Origin of the sequence: Mycolicibacterium sp. MU0053, assembly GCF_963378095.1 — a bacterium.
Taxonomy (GTDB): Bacteria; Actinomycetota; Actinomycetes; order Mycobacteriales; family Mycobacteriaceae; genus Mycobacterium; species Mycobacterium burgundiense.
The window spans coordinates 2264769-2291539 of the sequence record NZ_OY726397.1 but is presented as its reverse complement, the minus strand read 5'-3'; the positions used below and the strand labels follow the sequence as shown (position 1 = coordinate 2291539).

Annotated in this window: 25 protein-coding genes; 5 read left to right on the top strand and 20 right to left on the bottom strand. The window is 70.3% G+C overall.

Annotated elements, in window-relative coordinates:
* Positions 1–8 precede the first annotated feature (8 nt).
* From wag31 to RCP80_RS10435, 19 genes are all read right to left on the bottom strand, one after another.
* Positions 9–812 carry a DivIVA-like cell division protein Wag31 gene (gene wag31, locus RCP80_RS10525; RefSeq protein WP_308482267.1) on the bottom strand — a complete coding sequence of 268 codons (804 nt, stop codon included), beginning with the start codon at positions 810–812 and terminating at the stop codon, positions 9–11.
* Positions 813–1022: 210 nt separating this feature from the next.
* Positions 1023–1313, bottom strand: coding sequence for a YggT family protein (locus RCP80_RS10520; protein WP_308482266.1), 291 nt, complete (start codon positions 1311–1313; stop codon positions 1023–1025).
* Between the two features lie 79 nt (positions 1314–1392).
* On the bottom strand, positions 1393–2022 hold the full coding sequence (locus RCP80_RS10515) for a cell division protein SepF (protein ID WP_308482265.1): 630 nt from the start codon (positions 2020–2022) through the stop codon (positions 1393–1395).
* A gap of 64 nt (positions 2023–2086) precedes the next feature.
* Positions 2087–2836, bottom strand: coding sequence for a YggS family pyridoxal phosphate-dependent enzyme (locus tag RCP80_RS10510; RefSeq protein WP_308482794.1), 750 nt, complete (start codon positions 2834–2836; stop codon positions 2087–2089).
* The gene (pgeF, locus tag RCP80_RS10505) at positions 2833–3537 is read right to left on the bottom strand and encodes a peptidoglycan editing factor PgeF (protein ID WP_308482264.1); all 705 of its coding nucleotides are present in this window, start codon (positions 3535–3537) and stop codon (positions 2833–2835) included. The genes RCP80_RS10510 and pgeF overlap by 4 nt, the downstream gene beginning before the upstream one ends.
* A 3-nt stretch (positions 3538–3540) precedes the next feature.
* Complete coding sequence (gene ftsZ, locus RCP80_RS10500; RefSeq protein WP_308482263.1) at positions 3541–4707, bottom strand: cell division protein FtsZ; 1167 nt, start codon at positions 4705–4707, stop codon at positions 3541–3543.
* A gap of 178 nt (positions 4708–4885) precedes the next feature.
* Entirely contained in the window at positions 4886–5872 is a 987-nt protein-coding gene (locus tag RCP80_RS10495; protein ID WP_373693526.1) for a cell division protein FtsQ/DivIB, read from the bottom strand.
* A complete protein-coding gene (gene murC / locus RCP80_RS10490; RefSeq protein WP_308482262.1) occupies positions 5866–7323 on the bottom strand; it encodes a UDP-N-acetylmuramate--L-alanine ligase in 1458 nt (485 codons plus the stop codon). Before murC ends, RCP80_RS10495 begins: the two co-directional genes overlap by 7 nt.
* A complete protein-coding gene (murG, locus tag RCP80_RS10485; protein ID WP_308482261.1) occupies positions 7320–8450 on the bottom strand; it encodes an undecaprenyldiphospho-muramoylpentapeptide beta-N-acetylglucosaminyltransferase in 1131 nt (376 codons plus the stop codon). Before murG ends, murC begins: the two co-directional genes overlap by 4 nt.
* Positions 8447–10021 (bottom strand): putative lipid II flippase FtsW, encoded by a 1575-nt coding sequence (ftsW, locus tag RCP80_RS10480; RefSeq protein ID WP_373693525.1) that lies wholly within the window; start codon positions 10019–10021, stop codon positions 8447–8449. The genes murG and ftsW overlap by 4 nt, the downstream gene beginning before the upstream one ends.
* Before the next feature lie 24 nt (positions 10022–10045).
* Entirely contained in the window at positions 10046–11494 is a 1449-nt protein-coding gene (gene murD, locus RCP80_RS10475) for a UDP-N-acetylmuramoyl-L-alanine--D-glutamate ligase (protein WP_373693524.1), read from the bottom strand.
* Between the two features lies 1 nt (position 11495).
* Positions 11496–12575 carry a phospho-N-acetylmuramoyl-pentapeptide-transferase gene (mraY, locus tag RCP80_RS10470; protein WP_308482258.1) on the bottom strand — a complete coding sequence of 360 codons (1080 nt, stop codon included), beginning with the start codon at positions 12573–12575 and terminating at the stop codon, positions 11496–11498.
* Entirely contained in the window at positions 12572–14053 is a 1482-nt protein-coding gene (locus RCP80_RS10465) for a UDP-N-acetylmuramoyl-tripeptide--D-alanyl-D-alanine ligase (protein ID WP_308482257.1), read from the bottom strand. The genes mraY and RCP80_RS10465 overlap by 4 nt, the downstream gene beginning before the upstream one ends.
* Positions 14050–15582 carry a UDP-N-acetylmuramoyl-L-alanyl-D-glutamate--2,6-diaminopimelate ligase gene (locus tag RCP80_RS10460; protein ID WP_373693487.1) on the bottom strand — a complete coding sequence of 511 codons (1533 nt, stop codon included), beginning with the start codon at positions 15580–15582 and terminating at the stop codon, positions 14050–14052. The genes RCP80_RS10465 and RCP80_RS10460 overlap by 4 nt, the downstream gene beginning before the upstream one ends.
* Positions 15583–15661: 79 nt before the next feature.
* On the bottom strand, positions 15662–17554 hold the full coding sequence (locus tag RCP80_RS10455) for a peptidoglycan D,D-transpeptidase FtsI family protein (protein ID WP_308482256.1): 1893 nt from the start codon (positions 17552–17554) through the stop codon (positions 15662–15664).
* Complete coding sequence (ftsL, locus tag RCP80_RS10450) at positions 17551–18486, bottom strand: cell division protein FtsL (protein ID WP_308482255.1); 936 nt, start codon at positions 18484–18486, stop codon at positions 17551–17553. The genes RCP80_RS10455 and ftsL overlap by 4 nt, the downstream gene beginning before the upstream one ends.
* On the bottom strand, positions 18483–19640 hold the full coding sequence (rsmH, locus tag RCP80_RS10445; RefSeq protein ID WP_308482254.1) for a 16S rRNA (cytosine(1402)-N(4))-methyltransferase RsmH: 1158 nt from the start codon (positions 19638–19640) through the stop codon (positions 18483–18485). Before rsmH ends, ftsL begins: the two co-directional genes overlap by 4 nt.
* On the bottom strand, positions 19615–20046 hold the full coding sequence (gene mraZ, locus RCP80_RS10440) for a division/cell wall cluster transcriptional repressor MraZ (RefSeq protein ID WP_308482253.1): 432 nt from the start codon (positions 20044–20046) through the stop codon (positions 19615–19617). Before mraZ ends, rsmH begins: the two co-directional genes overlap by 26 nt.
* A gap of 320 nt (positions 20047–20366) precedes the next feature.
* A complete protein-coding gene (locus tag RCP80_RS10435) occupies positions 20367–20774 on the bottom strand; it encodes an SCO2097 family morphological protein (RefSeq protein WP_308482252.1) in 408 nt (135 codons plus the stop codon).
* A gap of 232 nt (positions 20775–21006) precedes the next feature.
* On the opposite strand from RCP80_RS10435, the gene RCP80_RS10430 reads away from it, so the two are divergent.
* The 4 genes from RCP80_RS10430 to RCP80_RS10415 all read left to right on the top strand — a co-directional run bounded on the left by RCP80_RS10430 (position 21007) and on the right by RCP80_RS10415 (position 25055).
* Positions 21007–21594, top strand: coding sequence for a GNAT family N-acetyltransferase (locus RCP80_RS10430; RefSeq protein ID WP_308482251.1), 588 nt, complete (start codon positions 21007–21009; stop codon positions 21592–21594).
* A 143-nt stretch (positions 21595–21737) separates the two neighbouring features.
* Entirely contained in the window at positions 21738–22361 is a 624-nt protein-coding gene (locus tag RCP80_RS10425) for a DUF3153 domain-containing protein (protein ID WP_308482791.1), read from the top strand.
* Between the two features lie 125 nt (positions 22362–22486).
* Positions 22487–23545: a bifunctional (2E,6E)-farnesyl/geranyl diphosphate synthase gene (gene idsA2, locus RCP80_RS10420; RefSeq protein WP_308482250.1), complete on the top strand. Its 1059-nt coding sequence runs from the start codon at positions 22487–22489 to the stop codon at positions 23543–23545.
* Between the two features lie 7 nt (positions 23546–23552).
* Positions 23553–25055 (top strand): alpha-(1->6)-mannopyranosyltransferase A, encoded by a 1503-nt coding sequence (locus RCP80_RS10415; protein ID WP_308482249.1) that lies wholly within the window; start codon positions 23553–23555, stop codon positions 25053–25055.
* 6 nt (positions 25056–25061) lie between these two features.
* On the opposite strand, the gene RCP80_RS10410 is transcribed toward RCP80_RS10415, so the two are convergent.
* Positions 25062–25466 (bottom strand): Rv2175c family DNA-binding protein, encoded by a 405-nt coding sequence (locus RCP80_RS10410; protein ID WP_308482248.1) that lies wholly within the window; start codon positions 25464–25466, stop codon positions 25062–25064.
* Positions 25467–25535: 69 nt separating this feature from the next.
* Here RCP80_RS10410 and RCP80_RS10405 point away from each other — a divergent pair, with 69 nt between their 5' ends.
* The gene (locus RCP80_RS10405) at positions 25536–26768 is read left to right on the top strand and encodes a protein kinase domain-containing protein (protein WP_308482247.1); all 1233 of its coding nucleotides are present in this window, start codon (positions 25536–25538) and stop codon (positions 26766–26768) included.
* The last annotated feature ends 3 nt before the right edge of the window (positions 26769–26771 follow it).

The following is a 26771-nucleotide window of genomic DNA, read 5'->3' as shown; positions in this document are numbered from 1 at the left end:
CCGGTCGGTTAGTTGGAGCCTCGGTTGAACTGGTTGAAATTGCCCTCGCCGGCACTCGAGTCCACCGGGGCCGCCGAACCGCGCTGGCCCAGCTCCTCGAGCTGCGACTCCAGGTAGGTCTTGAGCCGGGTCCGGTATTCGCGCTCGAAGGTCCGCAATTGTTCCAGCCGGCCCTCGAGAACGGTCCGCTGCTGGTTGATGGTGCCCATGATCTCGGAGTGCTTGCGTTCCGCATCGGCCTGCAGCGCGTCGGCCTTTTCCTGAGCCTGGCGCAGCTGGGTCTCCGAGCGGGTCTGCGCATCAGCGAGCATCGCGTCGGCGCGGGCCTTGGCCTCGGAGACGGTGGTCTCCGCGGTGCGCTTGGCCTCGCTGACCATCGCGTCGGCGTTGGCGCGGGCATCGGCGAGCAGCTTGTCGGATTCCGCCTTCGCGGTTCCGGTGAGCCGGTCTGCGGTGTCCTGGGCCAGCGCCAGCACCTTGGCCGCCTTGATGTGGGCCTCTTCGCTGGGCGGGGCCGCCGGCGCAGCCGCTGCGGGCGGCGGCTCATATACCGGCTGGGCGGGCTCGGGCTCGCGCTCGTACAGCGGCACCGCCTGGGTGGACTGTCCGCCGCCACCGGCGCGGGCGGCCGCGAGCTCCTGATCGAGTTCGGCGACCCGCTGACGCAGATCGGCGTTTTCCTCGATGAGGCGGGTCAGCTCGTTTTCCACCAGGTCGAGGAATGCGTCGACCTCGTCTTCGTTGTAGCCGCGCTTACCGATGGGCGGCTTGCTGAACGCGACGTTGTGAACGTCGGCTGGTGTAAGCGGCATTATCTGTCCCCTTGAGTCTGGACGGTCCAACCGATCTGACAAGTTTAGGACGGTCTACGAACTTGGTAGCCCGGTTTGTAACTACCGCCCATCCTGTCACACCAGAACCGTCGGTAGCTAAGCAGCCCGATAATTAAGAGCGAATTTCAATCTTACTCGGCTGCGATATTGCCGAGCTTGCAGTAGTCCGGAACGGCCCGCCGACGGCAACTACATAGCCGCGGCGAACGCCACTCGCATACCGATGAACGCCAACAGCAACAGCACCATGATGGACAGGTCCAACCGCACGGCCCCGAGATTCAGCGGCGGGATCAGGCGACGCAGCAGCCGCACCGGCGGATCCGTGAGGGTCATGATGATCTCGAGGATCACCACCGTGGGCCCCTTGGGCTGCCAGTCCCGGCTGAACGAGCGAATGAACTCGACGACCACTCGGGCGATCAGCAGCAGCCAGAAGATGAACAGCGCAAAGCCCAGGATTTCGAAGACGATCTTCAACCGAGAGTGACCTTACTGACGAGGTGGTGATGCTGCCGACACCGGTCGGTCGACGCCTCGGTCAGCCTACCGGCAGCCCCTACTGGTACGCGTAGAAGCCGGCCTCGGCCATCTTGCGGCGCTCCTCGGGCGTCACCTCGACGTCCGCCGGCGACAACAGGAACACCTTGGTGGCGACCTTGTCGAACGATCCGCGCAGCGCAAATGCCAGGCCGGCGGCGAAGTCGACCAGCCGCTTGGCGTCGGCGTTGTCCATCGACACCAGGTCCATGATCACCGGGGTGCCGTCGCGGAAGCGCTCGCCGATGGTGCGCGCCTCGCTGTAATCCTTGGGCCGCAGCGTGGTGATCTTCGACAGCGGGCTGCCCTCCTCGAAGAGCATCGCCATCCGGCGCGGGTCCATCGCCAGCGCGCCGCGGGTGGGGCCGCGCAGCGCGCCGAGGCGCGGCGGCGTGGGACGTTCGAACTCACGCGGCCGGAACCGGGCGTCGTCGCCGTAGCCGCCGCGGTAGGCGCCGGCGTATTCGGGCTCGTCGCTGTACTCGTGGTCGCGCTCCGGGTAGCGACCCCGCTCGTACCCGTCGTCGAAGCGTTCGCGGCGTGGGTAGGCGGCGCGGGGACCGCGGTCGTCGTCGTCGTAATACTCGTCGTCGTAGTCCTCCAACGGTGCCATCCCGAAGTAGGCCTTGACCTTGTGAAGTGCGCTCATCGTGGACCCTCTCGATGGGTTAAAGTCTTGGTGCCTGTGATGAAGATGTGACTGGAGTGACTACTCACGGTGACGTTAGCGGTCGTGGACCCAGAAGCGCGGTACCGACACGCACGCAAGTTGATCCATGTTTGACGGCAATTTCGAGATCCTCGGTCATGCCCGCGGACAGCCCGAGGCGCTGCGAATAGCTGCGCTGGACCCGCCGCAATTCGGCCGCCAGCGCCGCGAAGGCCACGTCGGGGTCCGCCCCCAGCGGCGGGACGCCCATCAGCCCCACGAGTTCGAGCCCGGCCGCGGCGTCGACCTGCGCACACAATGCGTCGACCGCGGCGGGTTGGTGCACATCCACGCCGCCGCGCGAGACGTCGCCGTCGAGACTGATCTGGACGTAGACCCCAAGCGGGTCGGCGCGGTGGCCGGCCGAACGGGCCTCGGCCACACCCCGATCCAGCGCCGCGGCCACCCGCGCGCTGCTGACCGAATGCACCGTCGCGGCCCAGGCGGCGATCGAGCGGGCCTTGTTGCGCTGGATCTGCCCGACCATGTGCCAACGCGCGTCGGCGGGCCAGTCCCACACCCGCTGCAGCGCCTCGATCTTGGCGCGGGCCTCCTGATCGCGCGATTCCCCGAATGCGCGACACCCCAACTCCGCCAGCATTTGAATATCGGTTACCGGAAAGAATTTGGTAATTGGCAGTAATTCAATTTCTTCGACTTTGCGGGACGCATTTTCCGCGGCCGTTGACAATCGAATTCGAAGTGCCGCCAATGAATTTGCCAGCTCGATAGCACGGCCCGTTGATTCGGTCATTCCAGCCACACCAACGACGCGAGTCGACCGGTCGGAGCGCCACGCCGGTGGCTGAACAGGTTCCGGTCGGCCACCGTGCAACGGTGGTCGATGTCAATGGCCGCCACACCCAAATCCTTGAGCTGACGGGCGATTCCGGCGCGCAGGTCCAGCCCGGCGGTGCCCCGCGCGGTCACGGTGCGACTGCCGGGTAGCGCCGCCTCGACCTCGTCGGCCATGGCGGCCGGCACCTCATAGTTGGCGCCGCTGACCGCCGGTCCGAGCAACACCGAAATATCGGCGAGATGTGCGCCCGCGCGCAGCATCGCTGCCACGGTTTCGGGCACCACGCCATTTTGGGCACCGACGCGACCGGCGTGCGCGGCGGCCACTACGCCGGCCCGGGCATCGGCCAGCAGAACCGGAACGCAGTCGGCGGTCACCACCGCCAGCGCCAGCCGTGGCGTCGCGCTCACCAGGGCGTCGGTGTCGTCGACGGCGACGGCCCGGGGGCCGTCGACGGTTTCGACGCGGACGCCGTGCACCTGATTCATCCAGACCACCCGGTCGATGCCGAGGCCAGTGGCCGTCGCCAACCGCCGGCGGTTGGCCGCCACGGCGGCCGGGTCGTCGCCGACATGGTCACCCAGGTTGAAGGTGTCGTAGGGCGGCTTCGAAACGCCACCAGCCCGCGTGGTCAGCACGCGCCGTACGCGAAACACCCGTCAGTGACGCATGAAGGGCGGCACGTCGACGTCGTCGTCGGCAATGCCGCCGTCGTCCGGGCCGCCGACGCGGACCGTGGCGCCGTTGGAGTGCGGCGGCACGCTCGCGGCGTCGACCGGGTCGAACAGCGGTGAGCTCACCTTGCCGGCCTTACCGGCGGCGATGGGCTGGGTCGACCCGGGCGCGGCCCCCGGACTCACCACCGGCTTGCGACTCGGCGCACCGGCCTCGAAGCCCGCCGCGATCACCGTCACCCGCACCTCGTCGCCGAGCGAGTCGTCGATGACCGTGCCGAAGATGATGTTCGCGTCCTGATGGGCGGCGTCCTGGACCAGCGAGGCCGCCTCGTTGATTTCGAACAGCCCCAGGTCGCTGCCGCCGGCCACCGACAGCAGCACGCCTTGGGCGCCCTCCATCGACTGCTCGAGCAGCGGTGAGTTGATCGCGATCTCGGCGGCCTTGAGCGCCCGACCGTCGCCGCGCGCGGCGCCGATGCCCATCAGCGCGGTGCCGGCGCCGCTCATCACGCCCTTGACGTCGGCGAAGTCGACATTGATCAGGCCCGGTGTGGTGATCAGGTCGGTGATGCCCTGCACGCCGTTGAGCAGGACCTCGTCGGCACTGCGGAACGCGTCCATCAGCGATACCGCGGCGTCACCCATCTGCAGCAACCGGTCGTTGGGGATCACGATGAGGGTGTCGCAGCTCTCGCGCAGCGAGGTGATCCCGATCTCGGCCTGATTCGAGCGGCGCTTGCCCTCGAACGAGAACGGGCGGGTCACCACGCCGACGGTCAGGGCACCGAGCTTGCGCGCGATGGTGGCCACCACGGGTGCACCACCGGTGCCCGTGCCGCCGCCTTCGCCCGCGGTGACGAACACCATGTCGGCGCCGCGGAGCAACTCTTCGATCTCATCCTTGGCGTCCTCGGCGGCTTTCCGACCGACCTCGGGATCGGCGCCGGCGCCGAGACCGCGGGTCGAATCGCGGCCGACGTCGAGCTTGACGTCGGCATCGCTCATCAACAGCGCCTGAGCGTCGGTGTTGATCGCGATGAACTCGACACCCTTGAGGCCCTGTTCGATCATGCGGTTGACGGCATTGACGCCGCCGCCGCCGATGCCGACCACCTTGATGACGGCGAGGTAGTTGTGCGGGGGGGTCATGTCTTCCTCCCATGGGACGGGTTGTGCCGAACTCGGTGCAGAACCCTTGACCTGCAAACCCTCAACCTCAACCACAGGCTTAGAGTTATGTCAAGTAGTTCCGCGTAACCAAGACGGTATGGGTGTCGCGGCAGCTAGTCCGGCAGGCGCGCCGACGTGTCGGGAGGCAATTTCGGTCTCACTTGACCGTGGGAAGGTCCGGACTCGACACGTCATAGGTGTGTCCGGGCTGGGTCAGCAACGCCGCCAGCTTCTCGGCCTTCTCCTCGGTACGGCCGTGCGTGCCCCACACCACTTCCCGGCCGTCGACCAGGGTCAGGGTGATCGAGGCCACCGACGGGGCGGCCACCCGACCCACCTGCTCGACGACCTCCGGACGCAGCGAGGTCAACACCGCGAGCGCGGCCTGGGTCGGCGGATCGGCCGGCCCCGGGGTCGCGACCTCCAGATACGGCAGCGACGGCGGCGGCGGCGCGGTGGCGAAATCGACGCCGTCGCGGTCGAACAGGTGCGGACCGTCCGGGAAGTCCATCACCGCGACCGGCACCCGCTCGGCAATCGTGATGCGCAGCGTCGAGGGATATTCGCGCTGCACCCGGGCGCTGGCGACCCGGCGGATCTCCGCCACCCGGTCGGCCACCGCACCGGTGTTGACCTGCAGCAGCGGGGTGCCCAACGCGACCTGCGCGACCTCGGTCACCTCCTCGACCGGCACCTCGGCGGTGCCCACGACCAGCACGTCGCGCACCGACATCACCGGGGTGAAGTACAGGATCAGCCCCACGCCGACCCCGAGGATGACGACCAGCGTGGTCAGCAGGGCCGCGCGCAGGCCGCGCACCCTGCCGCGCGGGGTGGGCGCCCCCGGCGGGACGAGTCCGCTGGCCCGGCGTTTGGCCTCGCGGCGGGCGTCCTCGATCGCGCGGGCGCGTTGCTGGGCCGCCCGGCGCTCTTCGCGCTCCCGGCGGGCCCGCCGCCGCGGACCCTCGAAATCGATTTCCTCCGAGTCGGTTTGGCCCTCGGCACTCTCCGGTGCGGTTGGCGGTTCGGCAGCCGCCTCGGCGGCCGGTTGCGCGACGGGTCCGGTGTCCAGCTGGGCGTCGCGCTCGAGGATCGGTTCCGCCTCCTCGGCCGGTGGCGTCGGCTCGGTGGGCCCGCTCACCAGGAGGCTCCGGTCCCGCCCGGTGCGCCGCGATTGGCCCGCACCTGCAACTGGATCAGGATCTCCGGGCCCAGCATCGTCACATCGCCTGCGCCCATGGTGACGATGACGTCGCCGGGCCGGGCCACCTCGGCCACGGTGGGCGCCACCGTCGACAGATCGGGCAGATACCGCACCGCGGCGCTGACCTGCCCGGCGATGGTCGCACCGCTGATCCCCACGATCGGCTGCTCCCGGGCGGCATACACATCAAGTACGAACACCTGGTCGGCGGCGCTCAGCGCGTCGGCGAACTCGGTGGCGAAAGTCTTTGTACGCGAATACAAGTGCGGCTGGAACACCACCAGTGTCCGACCGCCCCCGCTGTGCTCGGCGACCGTGCGCAGGGCTGACAGCACCGCGCGCACCTCGGTCGGGTGATGGGCGTAGTCATCGAAGACCCGAATACCGTTGGCGGCGCCCACCAATTCGAAGCGCCGCCGCACCCCTTCGAAACCCGCCAGCCCGTCGAGGACCAATTCGGTGGGCGCGCCGGCCTCGATCGCGGCCAGCAGCGCCGCCAACGCGTTGAGGGCCATGTGCCGACCCGGCACCGACAGCCGCATCGCGCGCGGATGCGATTCCCCGGCCAACTGGATCTCGGCCACCGCGCCGGTCCCCTGCTGCTGCCAGGACAGCAGCGCGCCGGCCAATTCGCGCCCGCCGGGGCTGCCGTAGGCCAGCACCCGCACCCCCCGAGCGGCCATCCGGTCGGCCAACGCGGCGGCGCCGGGGTCGTCGACGCACACGACCAGCACGCCCCCGGGGGTCAGTCGGTCCACGAATTCGTCGAACACCGCGGTGTAGGCCTCGGGGCTGCCGAAGAAGTCGAGGTGGTCGGCCTCGATGTTGGTGACCACCGCGACATCGGGGGTGTACTCCAGCAGCGAACCGTCGCTCTCGTCGGCCTCGGCCACGAAGCAATCGCCGCTGCCGTGGTGGGCGTTGGTGCCCGCTTCACCGAGGTCGCCACCGACCGCGAACGACGGGTCCATGCCGGCGTGCTGCAGCGCGACGATCAGCATCGAGGTGGTGGTGGTCTTGCCGTGGGTACCGGACACCAGCACGGTGGTGTGGCCGTCCATCAGCCTGGCCAGCACGGTGGGGCGCATCACCACTGGGATTCCGCGTCGCCGCGCCTCGACCAACTCGGGGTTGGTCTTCGGGATCGCCGCGTGGGTGCTGATGACCGCCGTCGGGCCGCCGGGCAACAGGTCGAGGGCGCCCGCATCGTGTCCGATGTCGATCAGTGCGCCGCGCGCCCGCAACGCGATCACGCCACGGGATTCCTTTGCGTCCGAACCGGATACGAGCGCGCCGCGGTCCAGCAGAATCCGGGCGATGCCGGACATCCCGGCGCCACCGATGCCGACCATGTGGACCCGGCGCAGCTCCTCGGGCAGCTGCGCGGTCATCGGTGCACCCGCGGCCGGGCCGAGCGTGCGGTTTCCAGCGCAACCGTGGCGACCCGGGTCGCCGCGTCCCGATGGCCCACCGCGGCCGCGGCCGCGGTCATCGCCGTCAGCCGCGCGTCGTCGGTGAGCAGCCCCGCGACGGTGTCGGCCACGAACTCCGGGGTCAGCTCGTCGTCGGCGACCAGCACCCCGCCGCCGGCGTTGACGACCGGCAGCGCGTTGAGGCGCTGTTCGCCGTTGCCGATCGGCAGCGGCACATACACCGCGGGCAGCCCGACCGCCGAGACCTCGGCGACGGTCATCGCCCCGGACCGGCAGATCGCGAGGTCGGCTGCGGCATAGGCCAGATCCATCCGGTCCAGGTACGGCACCGCGACATAGGGGGCGTCGGTGGCCGCGGGCGTGCGCAGGTCCAGCACATTCTTCGGGCCGTGCGCGTGGAGCACGGCAATATTGTTGCGGGCCAACGCAGCCGCGGCCGCGGACACCGCCCGGTTGATCGACGCCGCGCCCTGGGAACCACCGAAGACCAGCAGCACCCGCGCGTCCGGGGCGAAGCCGAAGTGGGCCCGCGCCTGCGCGCGCAACGCCGCCCGGTCCAGGCCGGTGATCGTCGAGCGCACCGGCACCCCGACCACCTCCGCGCCGTTGAGGCCCGATCCGTCCACCGCCGCCAACACCCGGGCCGCGGTGCGCGCGCCCACCTTGTTGGCGATACCGGCGCTGGCGTTGGCCTCGTGGATCACCACCGGCACCCGGCGCCGGCCGGTGAGTCCCCCGCGCGCGGCCAGATAGGCCGGCAGCGCGACGTAGCCGCCGAATCCGATGATGACGTCGGCGTGCACCGCGTCGAGCACGGCGCGGGTCTCGCGGACGGCGCGTCGAACCCGCAGCGGCAACCGAATCAGATCGGCGTTGGGTTTACGCGGCAGCGGCACCGGCGTGATCAGTTCGAGGTCGTAGCCACGCTCGGGCACCAGTCGGGTCTCCAGACCACGCGCGGTGCCCAGCGCGGTGATACGCACCTCGGCGTCCAGGGCCCGCAGCGCATCGGCGACCGCCATCGCGGGTTCGACATGACCCGCGGTCCCGCCGCCGGCCAGGACTACCGAGATCGAGTCTTTCACCCGTAACGCTGACCTTCCGTTGCTCTGGCCCGGCGGGGCTTGGGAGTACCCGCGCCCGCAGCAGCCGATTGCTTTCGCGCCTGCGGGGTGGACCTCGCGCGGCGTTGACCGTCTCCATGATGCACCGACCTGCGCGCGCCGCGATCATCCGCCCGCGCCTTGGCGGGCCGCCGGGCCGGCGCCGGGGCGCTCTGCTTACCCTTGGCCGCGCCCTTCTTGACGGGTTTCGGGGGTGCCTTCCTGGCCGGCTTCTGGGTGCGCAACCGGTCGCGCAGCGCCTCCACCCGGCTCGGCACATAGGGTTCGGGCGGCGGCAACCGCAGCAGCCGGTTCATCCGGTCGTCGCGGCCGGCCCGCAGTGCGGCCACCGCATCGGGCTCGTGCCGGGCGGCGTTGGCCATCACGCCGATGATGAAAAGCGTTGTTGCCGTCGATGTTCCGCCGGCGGAGATCAGCGGCAGCTGCAGACCGGTGACGGGCAGTAGTCCGACGACGTACCCGACGTTGATGAAGACCTGGCCCAGGATCCACAGCGTGGTGGTCGCGGTGAGCAGCCGCAGGAACGGATCGACCGAGCGGCGCGCGATCCGCATGCCGGTGTAGGCGAACAGCGCGAACAGGCCCAGCAGCCCCATCGCCCCGACGAACCCGAGTTCCTCGCCGATGATCGCGAAGATGAAGTCGTTGTGCGCGTTGGGCAGGTAGTTGTACTTGGCGCTACCCTGGCCCAGTCCGTCGCCGAAGATGCCGCCGTTGGCCAGCGCGAATTTCGCCTGCCGGGCCTGATAGCCGGAGCCCTGGGCATCGGCGGACGGGTCGAGCCAGGACTGCACGCGCGCGCTGCGGTAGCCCGCCGAAACCGCCAGAACCGCCCCGGCGGACAAGACCGCCAGCGTCGAGGTGAGGAACACCTTCAACGGCAGGCCCGCATACCACAGCAGCGCCAGCAGGATGATGCCCAGCGACACCGTCTGGCCGAGGTCGGGCTGGAGCAGGATCAGCGCCAACGCGATCATTACCGCCGGGATCAGCGGGATCAGCATCTCCCGCAGCGAGGCGCGTTCCAGCCGTCGCGATGCCAGCAGGTGCGCACCCCAGATCGCGAAGGCGATCTTGGTGAGCTCCGAGGGCTGCATCGAGAACCCCGAGACCACGAACCAGCTGCGTGAACCGTTGGACAGGGTGCCGACACCGGGGATGAGCACCAGCACCAGCAACACCATCGAGAAGGCGAAGCCCGGGAAGGCCAGCCGGCGCATCAGCGCGACCGGCATCCGCAGCGCGATGTAGAACGCGACCAGCCCGATGACGGTCCACAGCACCTGCTTGGCAAAGATCGACCAGGGGGAACCGTCGGCGTCGTAGGAGTGCACGCCCGAGGCCGACAGCACCATGACCAGGCCGAGCGTGACCAGCAGCGCGGCGATGGCCACGATCAGGTGGAACGACGTCATCGGCTTGCTCAGCCACGCCCCGAACCGAGTGCGCGGCACCGGAGCCGTCGCCACGGTCGAGGTCTTGGCGGGGGTGTCCTCGCGCCCGGGACGTACCCGGCCCCACCATCGGCTCATCACATTGGCCGCCATCGCGCGGGCCTACTGTCCGGCGTCGGTCAGCGCGCGAACCGCCGCGGCAAACCGATCGCCACGATCGGAATAGCCGCTGAACTGGTCGAACGAGGCGCCGGCGGGCGCCAGCAGCACCGTGTCGCCGGGGCGGGCCAGCGCCCGTGCGGCCGTCACCGCCTCGGTCATCACCGCTGCGCCGGGCGACCCGGCGTCAATCACACGAGTCACAGAAGACTCATTTGTCCCAGGCACCCCAACATCCTCCCCCGTCACAACCTGAACGACGGGTACATCGGGTGCGTGTCGTGATAACGCCTCGGCAACCGCGGCGCGGTCCCGGCCGATCAGCACGGCCCCGCTCAGGCGGTCGGCGACGGCGGTGACCAGCGCGTCCACCGACGCCCCCTTGAGCAAACCCCCGGCGATCCACACCACCTTCGGATAGGCCCGGATCGATGCCTCGGCGGCGTGCGGATTGGTGGCCTTGGAATCGTCGACATAGCTGACCCCGTCCCGCACCGCCACCAATTCGGCACGATGCCGGCCCACCGTGAACGAGGCGAGCGCGGCGGCGATCGCCGCGGCGGGGGTGCCCACCGAGCGGGCCAGGGCGGCCGCGGCCAACGCGTCGAGCACGCCGACGGGCCCGGCCACCGGGATCGAATCCAGCGGCGCCAGCGCGATCCCGTCGGCGAACGCCCGGTCGACCAGCATGCCGTCGACGACACCGAGCTCACCCGGTCCCGGCGCACCGAGCCGGAACCCGACCTTCACCGGGGCGGGCGCGGGGCCCAGCAGGCTCGCCGCCCACGGGTCGTCGAGCCCGACGACGGCCACCCGGCCGGTCAACACCTTGGCCTTGGCCGCGGCGTAATGCGCCGGGGAACCGTGCCAGTCCAGATGGTCCTCGGCGACGTTGAGCACCACCCCGGCCGCCGGCCGCACCGACTCCGACCAGAACAGCTGGAAGCTCGATGCCTCGACCGCCAGCAGCTGCGACGGCTGCGCGAGCACGTCGAGCACCGGGTCGCCGATGTTTCCGCACAGCAGGCTGGTCTGCCCGCCGGCGGTCAGCATCGCCTGCAGCATCGAGGTGGTGGTGGTCTTGCCGTTGGTGCCGGTGACCACCAGCCAGCGCCGCGGCGGCCCGTAGTGGCCGGACTGATCCAGCCGCCAGGCCAGCTCCATGTCGCCCCACACCGGTACCCCGGCCGCCGCTGCCGCGACCGGCACCGGAGCGTTGGGCGGCACACCGGGGCTGATCACCAGCAGCGCGTAGTCGGCGATCTGCGCCGCGGCGGCGCCGGGGTCGATCACCGCGACGCCGTCGGCGGCATACGGCGCGAGCGCGGCAGGGCGGTCGTCGGTGAGGTCCGCGCGGGCGTCCAGCCGGCGCAGCGCGGCCAGCGCGGCCCGGCCCGTGACACCGGCCCCCACGACCAGCACCCGCTCCCCCGACACCAACGGGCCCAGCACGTCAGGCACCGATCGCGGTCAGCCACTCGCCATAGAACAACGCGACGCCCAACCCGCAGGCGATCGCGGTGAGCAACCAGAACCGGATGATCACCGTGGTCTCGGCCCAACCGACCAGCTCGAAGTGATGGTGGAACGGCGCCATCCGGAAGACGCGCCGGCCGGTGGTGCGGAACGCCAGGATCTGCACGACGACCGAGACGATCTCGGCGACGAACAGCGCACCGAGCACCACGGCCAACACCTCGGTGTGGCTGGTGACCGAGAGCCCGGCGATGATGCCGCCGAGCGCCAGCGAACCGGTGTCGCCCATGAAGATCTTGGCCGGGGCCGCGTTCCACCACAGGAAGCCGATGCAGGCACCCGCGGTGGCGGCCGCGATCAACGCCAGGTCCAACGGGTCGCGGACGTTGTAGCAGCCCAGCCCGGGCGAGGTGGCACACGCGTTGCGGTACTGCCAGAAGGTGATCAGCACATAGGCCGCGCTCACCATGCCCATGCTGCCGGCGGCCAACCCGTCGAGGCCGTCGGTGAAGTTCACCGCGTTCGACCAGGCCGAGACCACCAGCACCACGAACAACAGGAACAGCAGCGTCGGCAGCGCGACGGTGGCGATCTCGCGGACGTAGGACAGCTGCGTACTGGCCGGGGTCAGGCCGTCGGCGTTGCGGAACTGCAGCACCAGCACGCCGAACAGCACCGCGGCCGAGACCTGTCCGATGGTCTTGGTGGTCTTGTTCAGGCCCAGGTTGCGCGACCGGCGGATCTTGATCAGGTCGTCGAGGAATCCGACCAGGCCCAGCGCCGTGGCCAGGCCCAGCACCAACAGCCCCGAGGCCGTCGGACCCTCGCCGTGCAGCGCCACACCGACCAGGTGGGTGCCCAGGTAGCCGGCCCAGATGCCGGCCAAAATCGCCACCCCGCCCATCGACGGGGTGCCGCGCTTGGTCTGGTGGCTCGGCGGGCCGTCCTCGCGGATCTCGTGGCCGAAGCCCTGCTTGGTGAACAGCCGGATCAGCGCGGGCGTCAGCAGAATCGACACCGCCAGCGAGATGCCGACGGCGATCAGGATGAGCCTCATCCGGCGTCCTCGAGCAGGGTCTGGGCCAGCACGGCCAGGCCGGCCGAGTTCGAGGCCTTGACCAGCACCACGTCGCCGGGTTCCAGTTCGGCCCGCAGCAACGCCAGGGCCGCCCTGGTGTCGTCGACGCGGGTCGCCTCGGCGCCCCACGATCCCTCCATGACCGCACCCTGATGCATGGCGCCCATAGCCCTCCCGGTTCCCACTACGACAAGTCGAGAGACATCTAAGCGCACCGCGAGTCGGCCGATGCGGTCGTGCTCGGTAATCGCGTCCTCGCCGAGTTCGGCCATCTCGCCCAGCACGGCGAAACTGCGCCGCTTCGCGCCGCCGGCCCGGGCGATCCAGGCCAGGGCCTGCAGGCCCGCGCGCATCGAGTCGGGGTTGGCGTTGTAGGCGTCGTTGATGACGGTGACACCGTCGGGCCGGTCGGCCACCGCCATCCGGTGCGGGGACGCCGGTCCCGCCGCGGCCAGCGACGCCGCGACCTGCTCGCCGGTGGCGCCGCATTCGAGCGCGACGGCGGCCGCGCACAGCGCGTTGGACACCTGGTGGTCGCCGTGCACCGCCAACTGCACGTCGACGGACCGGTCGTCCCAGTGCAGCGTGAAGCGGGGCCGGGCCATCGGGTCCAGGGTCGGCTGGTCGGCCCAGACGTCGGCGGGCGCCGACCGGCTGACCCGGACCACCCGGGCCGCGGTGACCTCGGCCATCGCGGCGACCGCCGAGTCATCGGCGTTGAGCACCACCACGCCGGTCTCCGGAATAGCTTGCGGCAGTTCGGATTTAGTAGCGGCAATCACCTCTTGCGAGCCGAACTCGCCGAGGTGCGCGGTGCCGACGTTCAGGACGACCGCGATGCGCGGCGGCGCAATCTCGGCCAGCGCCGCGATGTTGCCGGGGTGGCGCGCCGACATCTCCAAAATCAGATAGTCGGTGGCCGGTGTCGCTCGCAGCACGGTCCACGGGTGGCCGAGTTCGTTGTTGAACGAGCCGGGCGGCGCGACCACCTCCCCCAGCGGCGAAAGCACTGCGGCCAGAAGGTCTTTGGTGGAGGTCTTGCCCGCGGAGCCGGTCACCCCGACGATGGTCAGCCCGTCGGCGGTCAGCCGCCGGGCCACCTCGGCCGCCAACGCGGCCAGCGCGGCCAACACGGCCGCACCGGAGCCGTCGCGGTCGTGTTCCAGCACGCCGGCGCTGCGATCACCGGCCCCGACGGGCGCCGCGACGATCGCCGGCACCCCCACCGGCCGGGCCGCCAGCACCGCGACCGCGCCCGCGGCCACCGCGGCGGCCGCGAAGTCGTGTCCGTCGCTGCGCGCCCCGGGCAACGCCAGGAACAGGCTGCCGGGTCCGATTGCGCGCGAGTCGAATTCGACCGCGCCGGTGACCACGACCCGCGCCGCGGCGGCCGCATCGATGTCGGCGAGTTCACCGCCGACGATCTCGGCGATCTCGGCCAGCGACAACTCGATCATGGGTGCTCCCGTCGGGCCGCCAGCGCGGCCGCCAACTGTTCACGGTCATCGAAGGGCACGGTGACCCCCGCCGCGGTCTGTCCGGTCTCGTGGCCCTTGCCCGCGATCAGCACCACATCACCGGCGCGCGCCCAGCGCACCGCGTGCTCGATGGCCGCGCGGCGATCGCCCACCTCGACGATCTCGGCGGCTGCACCTGCCGCCCGCGCGCCGGCCAGCACCGCCGCGCGGATGACCGCCGGATCCTCGTCGCGGGGGTTGTCGTCGGTGACCACCACCAGGTCGGCGAGTTCGGCGGCCACCTGACCCATCGGCGCGCGTTTGCCCGCGTCGCGGTTGCCGCCGGCGCCGAACACCACCGCGACGCGTCCCGCGCCGCGCTGGGCGCGCAACGTTTCCAGCACCGCGCGCAGCGCGCCGGGTTTGTGGGCGTAGTCCACCAGTGCCAGAAAATCCTGACCGGCCTCGACCGGTTCCAGCCGGCCGGGCACGGTGGCTCGGATCAAACCGGGCGCGGCCTGTTCCGGCGCCACCCCGACCGCATCGAGCAGCGCCAACGCCACCAGGCAGTTCCCGATGTTGTAGGCGCCGGGTAGTCGGATCCCCACCAGGTGGTGCACGCCGGCCGGGTCGACGACGGTGAACTCCTGGGTGCCGTCGCCGAGCACCAGGATGTCCGTGACGGTCCAGTCCGCGGGGCCGGTGGTGCTCACCGTCACCGGGTCGTCGGTGCGCGCCGCCATCGCCCGCCCCGCGTCGTCGTCGATGCAGATGACCGCCCGGCGCGCGGCCAGCCCCGATTCGCCCGCGAACAGCCGGGCCTTGGCCTCGAAGTAGTCGGCCATCGTGGGATGGAAGTCCAGATGGTCGCGCGAGAGGTTGGTGAACCCCGCGACCGCGAAGTCCACCCCGTCGACCCGGCCCAGCGACAGCGCATGGCTGGAGACCTCCATCACGGCGGTGTCCACGCCGCGCTCGGCCATGAGCGCCAACAGCGCCTGCACCGCGGGGGCCTCCGGAGTGGTCAGCGCGCTGGGCACATCGGTGCCGTCGATCCGCACCCCGACCGTGCCGATCAGACCGGCGCGCCGGTCGGCGGCGCGCAGGCCGGCCTCCACCAGATACGCCGTGGTGGTCTTGCCCGAGGTACCGGTGATGCCGATGACCGCCAACCGGTCCGACGGCCGCCCGTAAACCTGCGCGGCCAGCGGACCGAGCACGGATCGCGGGTCGGGATGCACCAACACCGGTGCGGGCGGCTCGGCGGCCAGCGCCTCGAGGCCCGCCGGGTCGGTGAGCACGGCCACCGCACCGCGGGCCACCGCGTCGGCGGCGTACTTGGCGCCGTGCGCGCGCGATCCGGGCAGGGCCGCGAAGAGGTCGCCGGGCCGGGCGTCCTGGCCCCGCAGCGTCACCCCCGTCACGGTGACGGCCCCGGCCGACGGGGCGGCCAGGCCGGCGCCGATGGTCTCGGCCAACCGCGTCAGCGGGGTACCGGCGATAGCGCTGGGCCGCAAGTCCACCGTCACCGTCACCTCCGTCCCCGCGCGACACCGCTGACGGTGTCCAGATCAGCCTGACACCCTACCGAGGGCGTTGCCGATTCTCCTACGTCGCCTGCAGCAACAGCGGCGGGCCGGGGTCCGGCGACAGCGGCACGTTCTGGCGTTGCATCAGCCAGGACGCGATGCTGTGGAACAGCGGTGCCGCCGAGGATCCGGGCGAGCCGTCAGAGGCTCGGTGCGGCGCGTCCATCATCACGCCGATGACGTAGCGCGGATCGTCCACCGTGGCCATGCCCGCAAAGGTGATCCAGAAGACGTCGCTGTAGTAGCAACCACAGGCCGGGTTGATCTTCTGTGCGGTGCCGGTCTTTCCGGAGACCTGATAGCCGTCGATGGCGGCCTGCGGCGCGGTCCCCTGCTGATATCCCATCGGGTCGCGCTGCACCACGGCGCGGAACATGTTGCGCACGGTCTTCGCCGTCTGCGGCGACACCACCCGCACCCCCTCGGGCCGCGGCTCCTCGGACCGGGTGCCGTCCGGGGCGATGGTGGCCTTGATGACGCGCGGCGGGACGCGCAGACCGTCGTTGGCGATGGCCTGGAACATCGCCGTCATCTGCAGCAGCGTCATCGAAAGGCCCTGTCCGATGGGCAGGTTGGAGAAGGTGCTGCCGGACCACTGCTCCATCGGCGGCACCAGCCCGGCGCTCTCGCCGGGCAGCCCGACATTGGTCCGCTGGCCGAGACCGAACTTGCGCAGCATCTCGAAGTAGCGCTCCGGCCCGATGCGCTGGGCGAGCATCAAAGTGCCCACGTTGGAGGACTTTCCGAACACTCCGGTGGTGGTGTAGGGCATCACGCCGTGCTTCCAGGCGTCCCCGACGGTGACGCCACCCATGTTGATCGAGCCGGGTACCTGCAGCACCTCGTCCGGATGGGTCAGGCCGTTCTCGATCGCGGCGGCCGCGGTGACGATCTTGTTCACCGAGCCGGGTTCGAACGGGGACGAGACGGCCGGGTTGCCCATCTCGCGGTCGCCCTGGCGGCCGATGTCCTGGGACGGGTCGAAGGTGTTGTCGTTGGCCATCGCCAGCACCTCACCGGTCTTGGCGTCGAGCACCAGCGCGGAGACGTTGTTGGCGCCGGAGGCGTCCTTGGCCATCTGCACCTGCTGCTGCACATGGAACTGGATGTCGTCGTCGATGGTCAGCTGCACGGTCGAGCCGTTGACCGCACTGTGCATGTTGCGGTAGCTGCCGGGAATGACGACGCCGTCGGAACCGCGGTCGTAGGTGATCGAACCGTCGGTGCCGGCCAACACCGCATCCAACGAATCCTCCAGGCCCAGCAATCCGTGGCCGTCCCAGTCGATTCCGCCGACCATGTTGGCCGCCAGCGACCCGCCGGGGTACTGCCGAAGGTCCTGCCGCTCGGAGCCGACCTCGGGGAACTCGGTCGAGATGGCCGTCGCCACCGCCGGATCGACGGCGCGGGCCAGATAGACGAAGGTGTCGTCGCTCTTGAGCTTCTTGAGCACCGTGGCGGCGTCCGGGCTGTTGTCCAGGTGCTCGGCGACGGCGCGGGCGATGTCGCGCAGTCGCTCGTTGGGTTCGGGGGCCTCCGCCGACTTCGCCCTGGCCTCGGCGAGTTGTTCACGAATCTTCACCGGCTGGAACGTCAATGCCCGCGCCTCGATCGTGAAGGCGAGTTTGTCCAGATTGCGGTCGACGATGGCCCCGCGCATCGCGGGTTCGATGTCGGTGACCTTCAACTGTCCGGCCGCCTGGGCGCGCAGCCCGGCCGCGCGCGGCACCTGCAGGCTGAACAGTTGCGCGGCGGCCACGATCAGCACCAGGAAGATCGCCGCGATACCGACGCGCTGCCGGAACTCGAAGGACGCCGTCCCGGACTCGACATCGGACATGGGGCGGCTGCGCCGCGCCCGTGCGGAACGCTCCTGGCCGGCCCGCGGGGCCGAGCCCGGTCCCCGACTCATGCCGGCGGCGCCTGAGCCGGCAGCGGCGCGGGCGCCTCAACCGGTGGTGGCGGCGGCGCGTCCATGGGTCCGGGCGCCGCTACGGGCCCCGGCAACGTCGCGACCCCGGGCACATGCTCGCGTGGCAGCACCTGCTCCGACGGGCGCACCAGGACTTCGGGATTGGCCCCGGGCGCGGTTGCCAACGGGACCGCGGGCGCCTCGGGCAGCGGGGTGTTCAGCGGCGGCGGCGGCACGCCCTCGGCCGGCTTGGGCTCACCGACCACGATCCAGTTCCCGGCCGGGTCCTGCACCAGATGCGCGGTGTTCTTCGACGGGATCATCCCGAGATTGCGGGCGGCCTCGGCCAGCGCCGGCGCGGCCTGCGCCTCGAGCACATCACGTTCGAGCGCTTCTTTCTGTTGCAGCAGAACCTGATTGGCCTTGCGGGCGGTGCCCAGCTCGTAGGAGCGCTCGGCGGCGTCGGTGGACAGCCACAGCGTGACGCCGAGACCCATCCCGAGCGCGCCGATCACCAGCACCACGAACGGGACACGGGCCGCGAGCGTCCGCGGATGCAGATCGATCGACGCGATGCGGGTCAGGATCCGTTCCCGCAGCGGTATCCGGACAACCTTGGGCGCCTTGGCCTTGCGCGCCTTGGCCCGGGCCTTCGCCTGGTTGGCGTTCTTGGGCCGCACCGGCCGTCGCGCCGGTGCGGTCGCCGGGCCGTGCTGCAACCCGCGCGGATCCCGGTTGCGGGTGCGGCCGTCGCGGGGTTGCGGTTCGACCGGCCGGCGCTGTTCGCGCCGACGCTGTGCCTCGGCCCGCCGCGGTTCGCGCGGATCGCCGGCGTGGGGACGGCGGCGCACCGGCTTCCGGGTCGGAGCCGCTGGTTTACCCGCCCGTCGCGCCGCGGCCGCGTTGGGCCCGGTGCCGCGCTTGGTCTTCATGCCTGGCCCCTTTCGGTCGCTCGCTGCACGGCCCGCAGTCGGACCGCCGCGCTGCGCGGATTGCGTTCGATCTCCTCGGCGTCGGCACGCTCGGCGCCCCGGGTCAGGGAGGTGAATTCCGGTTCGTGGCCGGGAAGTTCGACCGGCAGCCCGGCCGGGGTGCGACTGGCCGTCGCGTCGGCGAAGACGCTCTTGACGATGCGGTCTTCGAGGGACTGATAGGCCATCACGACCACACGGCCGCCGACCCGCACGGCCGCCAGCGCGGCGGGCAGCGCCGCGCGCAGTGAATCCAGTTCGGCGTTGACGGCGACCCGCAGCGCCTGGAAGGTGCGCTTGCCCGGGTGGCCGCCGGTGCGCCGGGCCGGCGCCGGGATGGCCTGATAGAGCAGTTCGACCAGCTCGGCGGTCGAGGCGAACGGCGCGGTCTCGCGTCGCCGCAGCACGGCCCCGGCGATGCGGCTGGCGAAACGTTCCTCGCCGTACTCGCGCAGGATCCGCGTCAGCGCGGCCTTGTCGTAGGTGTTGAGGATGTCCGCCGCGGTGAGCGGCAGGTCCGGATCCATCCGCATGTCCAACGGCGCGTCTACGGAATAGGAGAAGCCCCGTTCGGTGCGGTCGAGTTGCATCGAGGACACGCCCAGATCGAAGAGCACCCCGTCGATCGAACGTCGCTCGGCGTAGCCGCATTGGGCCAACGCGTCGGCGAGTCCGTCGTAACGGGTGCGCACCGCGGTGAACCGGTCCCCGAAACCAGCCAGCCGCCCGCCGGCCAGTTCCAGCGCGCCCGGATCGCGGTCCAGCCCGATCACGCGCAGTCCCGCGAACTCGCTCAGCAGCCGTTCGGAGTGACCGCCGGCACCGAGGGTCGCATCGACCACCACCGCACCGGATCCGTCGGCGGCCGTCCGGGTCAGCGCCGGGGCCAGCAGTTCGACGCAGCGGTCGAGCAGCACGGGCAGGTGACCGAACTGGCCTTGTTGATCAGCCATGTCGACACCGCCCCTCAGGTGAATGACGGCCCCTGCAGCGAGGTCCCTGTCCGATACGGACCTGGCGTTGGGGAAGTACGCCAGGGCCGGTTCGGGCAGAGGCCACGTTGCAGGGGCCATAGCCGGTACAGGCTCATCAGATAATGTCGCGGAGTGCTTCATCGCTGGCTGCGGAGAAGTTCTCTTCGTGGGTTTGCTGGTAGTCCTGCCAGGCCTGGGCGTCCCAGATCTCGAGGTAGTCGACCGCGCCGATGACGACGCATTCCTTGGACAAGTCCGCGTAGCGCCGGTGGTCGGCCGACAGGGTGATCCGGCCCTGACCGTCCGGATGCTGCTCGTCGGTGGCCGCGGCCAGGTTACGCAGGAAGGCCCGCGCCTCGGGATTGCTCCGTGAGGCGCTGGCGGCCCGGCGCGCCAGCTGCTCGAACTCGGCCCGCGGATACACGGCGAGGCTGTGATCTTGGCCTTTGGTGACCATCAACCCTCCTGCCAGTGCGTCGCGGAATTTGGCGGGCAACGTGAGCCGCCCCTTGTCGTCGAGCTTGGGCGTGTAAGTGCCGAGAAACACTCGTCACCTCCACCCTCGAACCGTCAGGTCCGAAACCCCCTCGCTCCGTACTCCGCCACCATACCCCACAATCCCCCACTTTTCTCCATCTGGCGCCATGAAAATGTCGCCGTCCCCCACTCTGCGCCCATCCGCCCAGGACAAGACGCGCCAGCACCGGACCTGCGCCGGCTGGCAAACTCTGCCGACGCATTGGAATACGGGCTCCATGCTGCGGAAACAGCCCAGTGGGGCCGCGGTGGGGCAAGGTGGGGTGAAAGTGGGGAAACAAAAAGGGCCGGCCTCGCGGCCGGCCCTGACGGGGCGAAACTACCCGGACGTCACTCGTCGAAACGGCGCCGGAAGCGGTCTTCCATCCGACTGGTGAACGACCCCCCGGCGCCCTTGGCCTTCTTGGCCCGCGACACGCCCGCCGGACCGTCGACGAGCTTGAGATCCGGTGCCGCCTCACGTCGCCCGGAAACCGCGAAGACCACGCCACCGAACATCACGATGAACCCGAGCACCGACAGTGCCGGTAGGTCGCCGAGCCAGGTGGCCTTGATCATGACACCGGAAATCAGCATCGCCAGACCGACCACGAACAGCGCGAGGCCCTGGAAGCGGCGGCGGGCCGACGGCGCGCGCAACGTCCCACCACGAACGCTGGATGCGAACTTGGGGTCCTCGGCGTAGAGCGCGCTCTCGATCTGATCAAGCATGCGCTGCTCATGCTCGGAGAGTGGCATTCGTCCCTCCTTGCCGGCGCGGCGGGTCGTTTCGGTCGGTGCTTCGGTCGGTGCCGGCCCACGCGTGGCGGACCGTCTTCATCAATGATACGAGGTGAATCTGTATGGGACCACCTTGTTGACTCACGATTCTAGGCCCAGGGCGCACACACCGCGGCCACCACCTTCCCCGACATAATGAGTTTGCACGCTTTCGACCCCCGAATCCCACGCTCCGGGAGGGCAGCCGGCCTTGGCCATGTATCTCATCGACCTGTCGCCGAACGACATGCAGCGCCGCCTCCGCGAGGCGCTGCACGTCTATGTCGATGCGATGCGCTACCCGCGCGGCACCGAGAACCAACGCGAGTCGATGTGGCTCGAGCACATGCGCCGGCGCGGCTGGAAGGCCGTCGCCGCCGTCGAGACCGACGAATCCGGGGATTCCGCGGCGCTGGCCGACGCGCCGCTGCTCGGCGTGGCCTACGGCTACTGCGGGGCGCCGGATCAGTGGTGGCAGCAGCAGGTGCTGCAGGGCCTACAGCGCAGCGGGCTGCCGCTCGAGGCGATCGAACGGCTGATGTCGAGCTATTTCGAGCTGACCGAGTTGCACATCCACCCCCGCGCCCAGGGCCGTGGCCTGGGCGAAGCGCTGGCCCGCCGGCTGCTCAGCGACCGCACCGAGGCCAACGTGCTGCTGTCGACTCCGGAGATCAACGGCGAGAGCAATCGGGCCTGGCGGCTGTATCGCCGGCTCGGCTTCGACGACGTCATCCGGGGTTACCACTTCGCCGGGGATCCCCGGCCGTTCGCGATCCTGGGTCGGCCGCTGCCGCTGTAGAACGGCCGAGTTCGACGCCGGACCGCCGGTCGGGGCGGGGAGTCTGGCAGGATACTCGGGTGCCGCGAGACACCGTGCAACACCATGGTCAGCGTCGTAAGCGTCTGCTCACCCTGGTCGTCCTGCTCCTGCTGCTCGTCCCGATGGCCGTCGGCTGTGTCCGGGTACGCGCCTCGATCACGGTGTCCCCCGACGACGTGGTCTCCGGGCGCATCATCGCCGCGGCCGTGCCGCGCAACGCCGACGACCCCGGTCCGCAGCTGCGCAACGAGCTGCCGTTCGCGCACAAGGTGGCGATCTCCGACTACGAGGCCGACGGCTTCGTCGGATCCGAGGCGGTGTTCTCCAACCTGAGCTTCGCCGAGCTTCCGCAGCTGGCGAACATGAACCGCGACGCCGCGGGCGTGGACCTGTCGTTGCGCCGGGCGGGCAACCTCGTCATCCTCGAGGGCCGGGTGGACCTGACCTCACTCTCGGACGCCGAGGCCGAGGTGGAGCTCACCGCGTCCTTCCCCGGGGAGGTGACCTCGACCAACGGCGACCGGATCGGCACCGACGTGGTCAAGTGGGAGCTGGAACCCGGCATCGTCAACACCATGAACGCCCAGGCCCGCTACACCGACCCGAGCACCCGCTCGTTCACCGGGGCCGCCTGGGTGTTGGGCATCGCCTCGCTGCTCGTCGCCGCGGCCATCGGGGCGCTGGCATGGTCGGCGCGGGACCGCTCCCCGCGGGTGGGTGCCGAAACCGCCGAGGACGATGCCTAGCCGCGGCAGGGCATCGTGCTCGGTGCGCCGGCCGAGCACCTACGCTCTAGTCTGATCAGTCGGGATCTCTGGAAGAAAGGGGCCGGACGCTGAGCGTCGAAAACGCGGCACCGCCCGCCCGTGAGTTGGTCGATGCCGTCACCGAACAACTGCGCGGTTACCTGAGCGAACGCCGCCGCGATACCAATTACATCGGCGACGACTACGACGGTCTGATCGCGGCCCTGGAGGATTTCGTGCTGCGCGGCGGGAAACGCCTGCGACCGGCGTTCGCCTACTGGGGTTGGCGCGCGGTCGCCGGCGCGGACGAGGATCCGCACCGCGCCGACATGCTGCTGTTGTTCGCCGGGCTCGAGTTGCTGCACGGGTGCGCGTTGATCCATGACGACGTCATCGACGCCTCGGCGACCCGGCGCGGCATGCCGACCGTGCACATGCACTTCGCCGACGTGCACCGCCGCCACGGCTGGAACGGCTCGCCCGAGCAGTTCGGCCTCTCGGCGGCGATCCTGCTCGGCGACCTGTCACTGGTGTGGGCCGACGACATCGTCGCGACCGCGCCGCTGCCCGACGCCGCGCGCCTGCGGGTCCGGCAGGTGTGGTCGCAGATTCGCACCGAGGTGCTCGGCGGCCAGTACCTCGACATCGTCGCCGAATCCAGCGGCGCGGACACCATCGCCTCGGCGATGAAGGTCAACACCTACAAGACCGCCAGCTACACCGTGACCCGCCCGCTGCAGCTCGGGGCGGCGGCCGGCGCCGACCGCCCGGACATCCAGACGGTGTTCCACGACGTCGGCACCGATCTCGGCATCGCCTTCCAGCTGCGCGACGACGTCCTGGGGGTCTTCGGTGACCCCACTGTGACCGGCAAGCCCTCCGGCGACGATCTGCGGTCCGGCAAGCGCACGGTGCTGCTGGCCGAGGCCATCGAGCGCGCGGACGCCTCCGATCCGGCGGCCGCCGAGCTGCTGCGGGGCGCGGTCGGCACCGACCTCACCGAGGACCGGGTCCGCGAGTTGTGCGGCGTCATCGAGTCCGTCGGCGCCCTGTCGGCGGTCGAATCCCGGATCGAGGAACTCACCCGCACCGCGCTGAGCGCCATCGACGCCGCGGCGATCAACCCGGCGGCCAAGGTCGGGCTCACCGAGCTCGCCAGGCTGGCCGCCAACCGAACCGCGTGACGCGGCCGTGAACAAGGCCGGTGTGGCGCGGCTGCGGGAATTCGCCGGCGCCGAAGAGGCCCGCCCCGCGTTGCTGGGGTTCGTGGGTGCGCTGCTGATCTGCGCCGGCGGCCTCGGCGCCGGCAGCACGCGGCTACACGACCCGGTGCTCGAGGGGTGGCACCTGTCCTGGCTGCGGTTCGGCCACGGCCTGGTGGTCTCCTCGATCCTGCTGTGGAGCGGCGTCGCGCTGATGTTGGTCGCGTGGCTCTGGCTGGGCCGACGGGTGGTGCACCAGGACACCACGGTGTACACCATGGTCGCCACCACCGGCTTCTGGTTGGCGCCGCTGCTGGCCTCGGTCCCACTGTTCAGCCGCGACACCTACTCCTACCTCGCCCAGGGTGCGCTGTTGCGCGACGGCCTGGACCCGTACGCCGTCGGGCCGGTGGAGAACCCGAACGCATTGCTGGACGACGTCAGTCCGATCTGGACGACGACGACGGCGCCGTATGGGCCGGCGTTCATCCTGATCGCCCGGTTCGTCACGATGTTGGTCGGCGAGAACGTGATCGCCGGCACCATGGTGCTGCGGCTGTGCATGCTGCCCGGGCTCGTGCTGTTGATCTGGGCGACCGTGCGGATCGCCCGCCATCTGGGCGCCAATGCCGCAGTGGCGCTGTGGATCTGCGTGCTCAACCCGCTGGTGATCATCCATCTGATGGGTGGCGTCCACAACGAGATGCTGATGGTCGGGCTGATGGCCGCCGGCATCGCGCTGACCCTGGATCGGCGTCCGATCGCCGGGATCGCCCTGGTCGCGGCCGCCGTGGCGGTCAAGGCCACCGCGGGAGTGGCGCTGCCGTTTCTGGTCTGGGTGTGGATGCGACAGTTGCAGAATCGACCCGCGCAACGCGGAACCGAGGGCGCCCCACGACATCCGGTGACGGCCTTCCTGGCCGCGTCGGCGGGGTCGGTGGGAATCTTCGTCGCGGTGTTCGCGGTGCTGTCGTGGCTGGCCGGTGTCGGTCTGGGCTGGCTGACGGCGCTGGCCGGTTCGGTCAAGATCATCAACTGGCTGACCATCCCGACCGCGATCGCCAACCTGAGCAACGCGATCGGCGGACTGTTCTTCGACGTGAACTTCTATGCGGTGCTGGAGGTCACCCGCATCGGCGGCATCCTGGTCATGGTGCTGGCACTGCCGGTGCTGTGGTGGCGGTTCCGGCACACCGACCGCGAGGCCCTGGCCGGCACCGCCTGGGCGATGGGCGTGGTGGTGTTGTTCGTGCCCGCGGCGCTGCCCTGGTACTACACCTGGCTGCTGGCGGTGCTGGCGCCGCTGACCCAGTCCCGCACCTGGCTCGCCGGCATCGCCGGCTTCTCGACATGGATCATGGTGATCTTCAAACCCGATGGCTCGCACGGCATGTACTCCTGGGTGCACGTGCTGCTGGCCACCGCGTGCGGGGTGGGCGCGTGGTATTCCCTGCGCCGCGCCGATGTACCCCGGCAGGCCGTGGATCGGTAGCGCCGGTCAGTAGGCCATGGCCTGCGCCCGGCGCACGATCTCCCGGGCCTGGTGGGAATGCAGCGCGTCGATGGGCCGGGCGTTCTCCCGGACCTCGCGGCTGCCGTCGAAGGTCAGCGTCAGCGACGGGTCCGCGGTGAACAACCAGCGCAGGATCTCGGTATCGCGGTAGCCGCCGTCGCGCAGCACCGCCAGCAGCCCGGTCAGCAGCTTGACCACCTGGCCCTTGGGCGTGAAGAACGCCTCGGGCACCGCGGGGACGCCACCGCGGCGCACCGCGATCAGGTGGCCGTCGCGGAGGTGTTGATGGACTCTGGTGACCGCGATGCCGAGCATCTCGGCGACTGCTGCGAGGTCGATGACCGGTTCGTTGGGGTCGAGGACGTCGTCCGCGGCCGGAATGCTGCTCACGGGGTCAAGTCTAAGCACGCTGAGCCGGGGTTTTCACCACCGCGTCAACAGTCCACCTACGATGGCCCAGTGACGCCAACCGTGCCGACCGATCCGCTCGAGGGTGAGCTGCTCGACGGCCGCTACCTGGTGGAGACCAAGATCGCGACCGGCGGCATGTCGACGGTCTACCGGGGGCTGGACACCCGGCTGGACCGTCCGGTGGCCTGCAAGGTGATGGACCCCCGTTACGCCGGTGATCAGCAGTTCCTCACCCGGTTCCAGCTCGAGGCCCGGGCGGTGGCCCGGCTGAAGCATCCGGGCCTGGTGGCCGTTTACGACCAGGGCCGGGACCACCGGCACACGTTCCTGGTGATGGAACTCGTCGAGGGCGGGACGCTGCGCGAACTGCTGCGCGAGCGCGGACCGATGCCGCCGCACGCGGTGACCGCGGTGCTGCGTCCGGTGCTCGGCGGGCTCGGGGTCGCGCACCGAGCCGGGCTGGTGCACCGCGACGTCAAGCCCGAAAACGTGTTGATCTCTGACGACGGCGAGGTCAAACTGGTCGATTTCGGCCTGGTGCGAGCGATGGCCGAGGCCGGGATCACGTCCACCAGTGTGATTTTGGGCACCGCCGCCTACCTGTCGCCGGAGCAGGTCGCCAGCGGTAGCTCCGATCCCCGCAGCGATGTGTATTCGGTGGGCATCCTGACCTACGAATTGCTGACCGGCGCAACGCCGTTCACCGGCGATACCGCGCTGGCGTTGGCGTATCAGCGGATGGATCATGACGTGCCCGCCCCGAGCACCCAGATCGAAGGCGTGCCAGTGCAGTTCGACGAGTTGGTGCTGCGGGCCACCTCGCGCGATGCCGACCGGCGCTATCCGGACGCCGCGGCCATGGCCGAGCATCTGGAGGCCATCGCCGCGGAGTTGAACCTGCCGGCCTTCCAGGTGCCGGCGCCGCGGAACTCCGCCCAGCATGCGTCGGCCGAGATCCACCAGAGCCGGATACACGAGCACACCACCGAGCGGCACGCCGCACCGGCGGCGCCCGCCCCGATCCTGCCGGTGCGCCACCCGACCCGCGCCATGACCCGGGGCCCCGACGACTGGGACGACGCGACGGCCGAACATCAGGACTTCGAGCTGCCGCCGGCCGGGCAGTTCGCCGGCATCGACATCACCGAATTCGCCTGGGCCCGGCAGCGCGCCCGGCGCACGACCATCCTCTGGCTGGCCGTCGTGCTGGTGCTCACCGGTTCGGTGGCGGCCGCCGGGTGGTCGCTGGGCAGCAACCTCACCGCGCTGCTGGGTCCGTAGCGC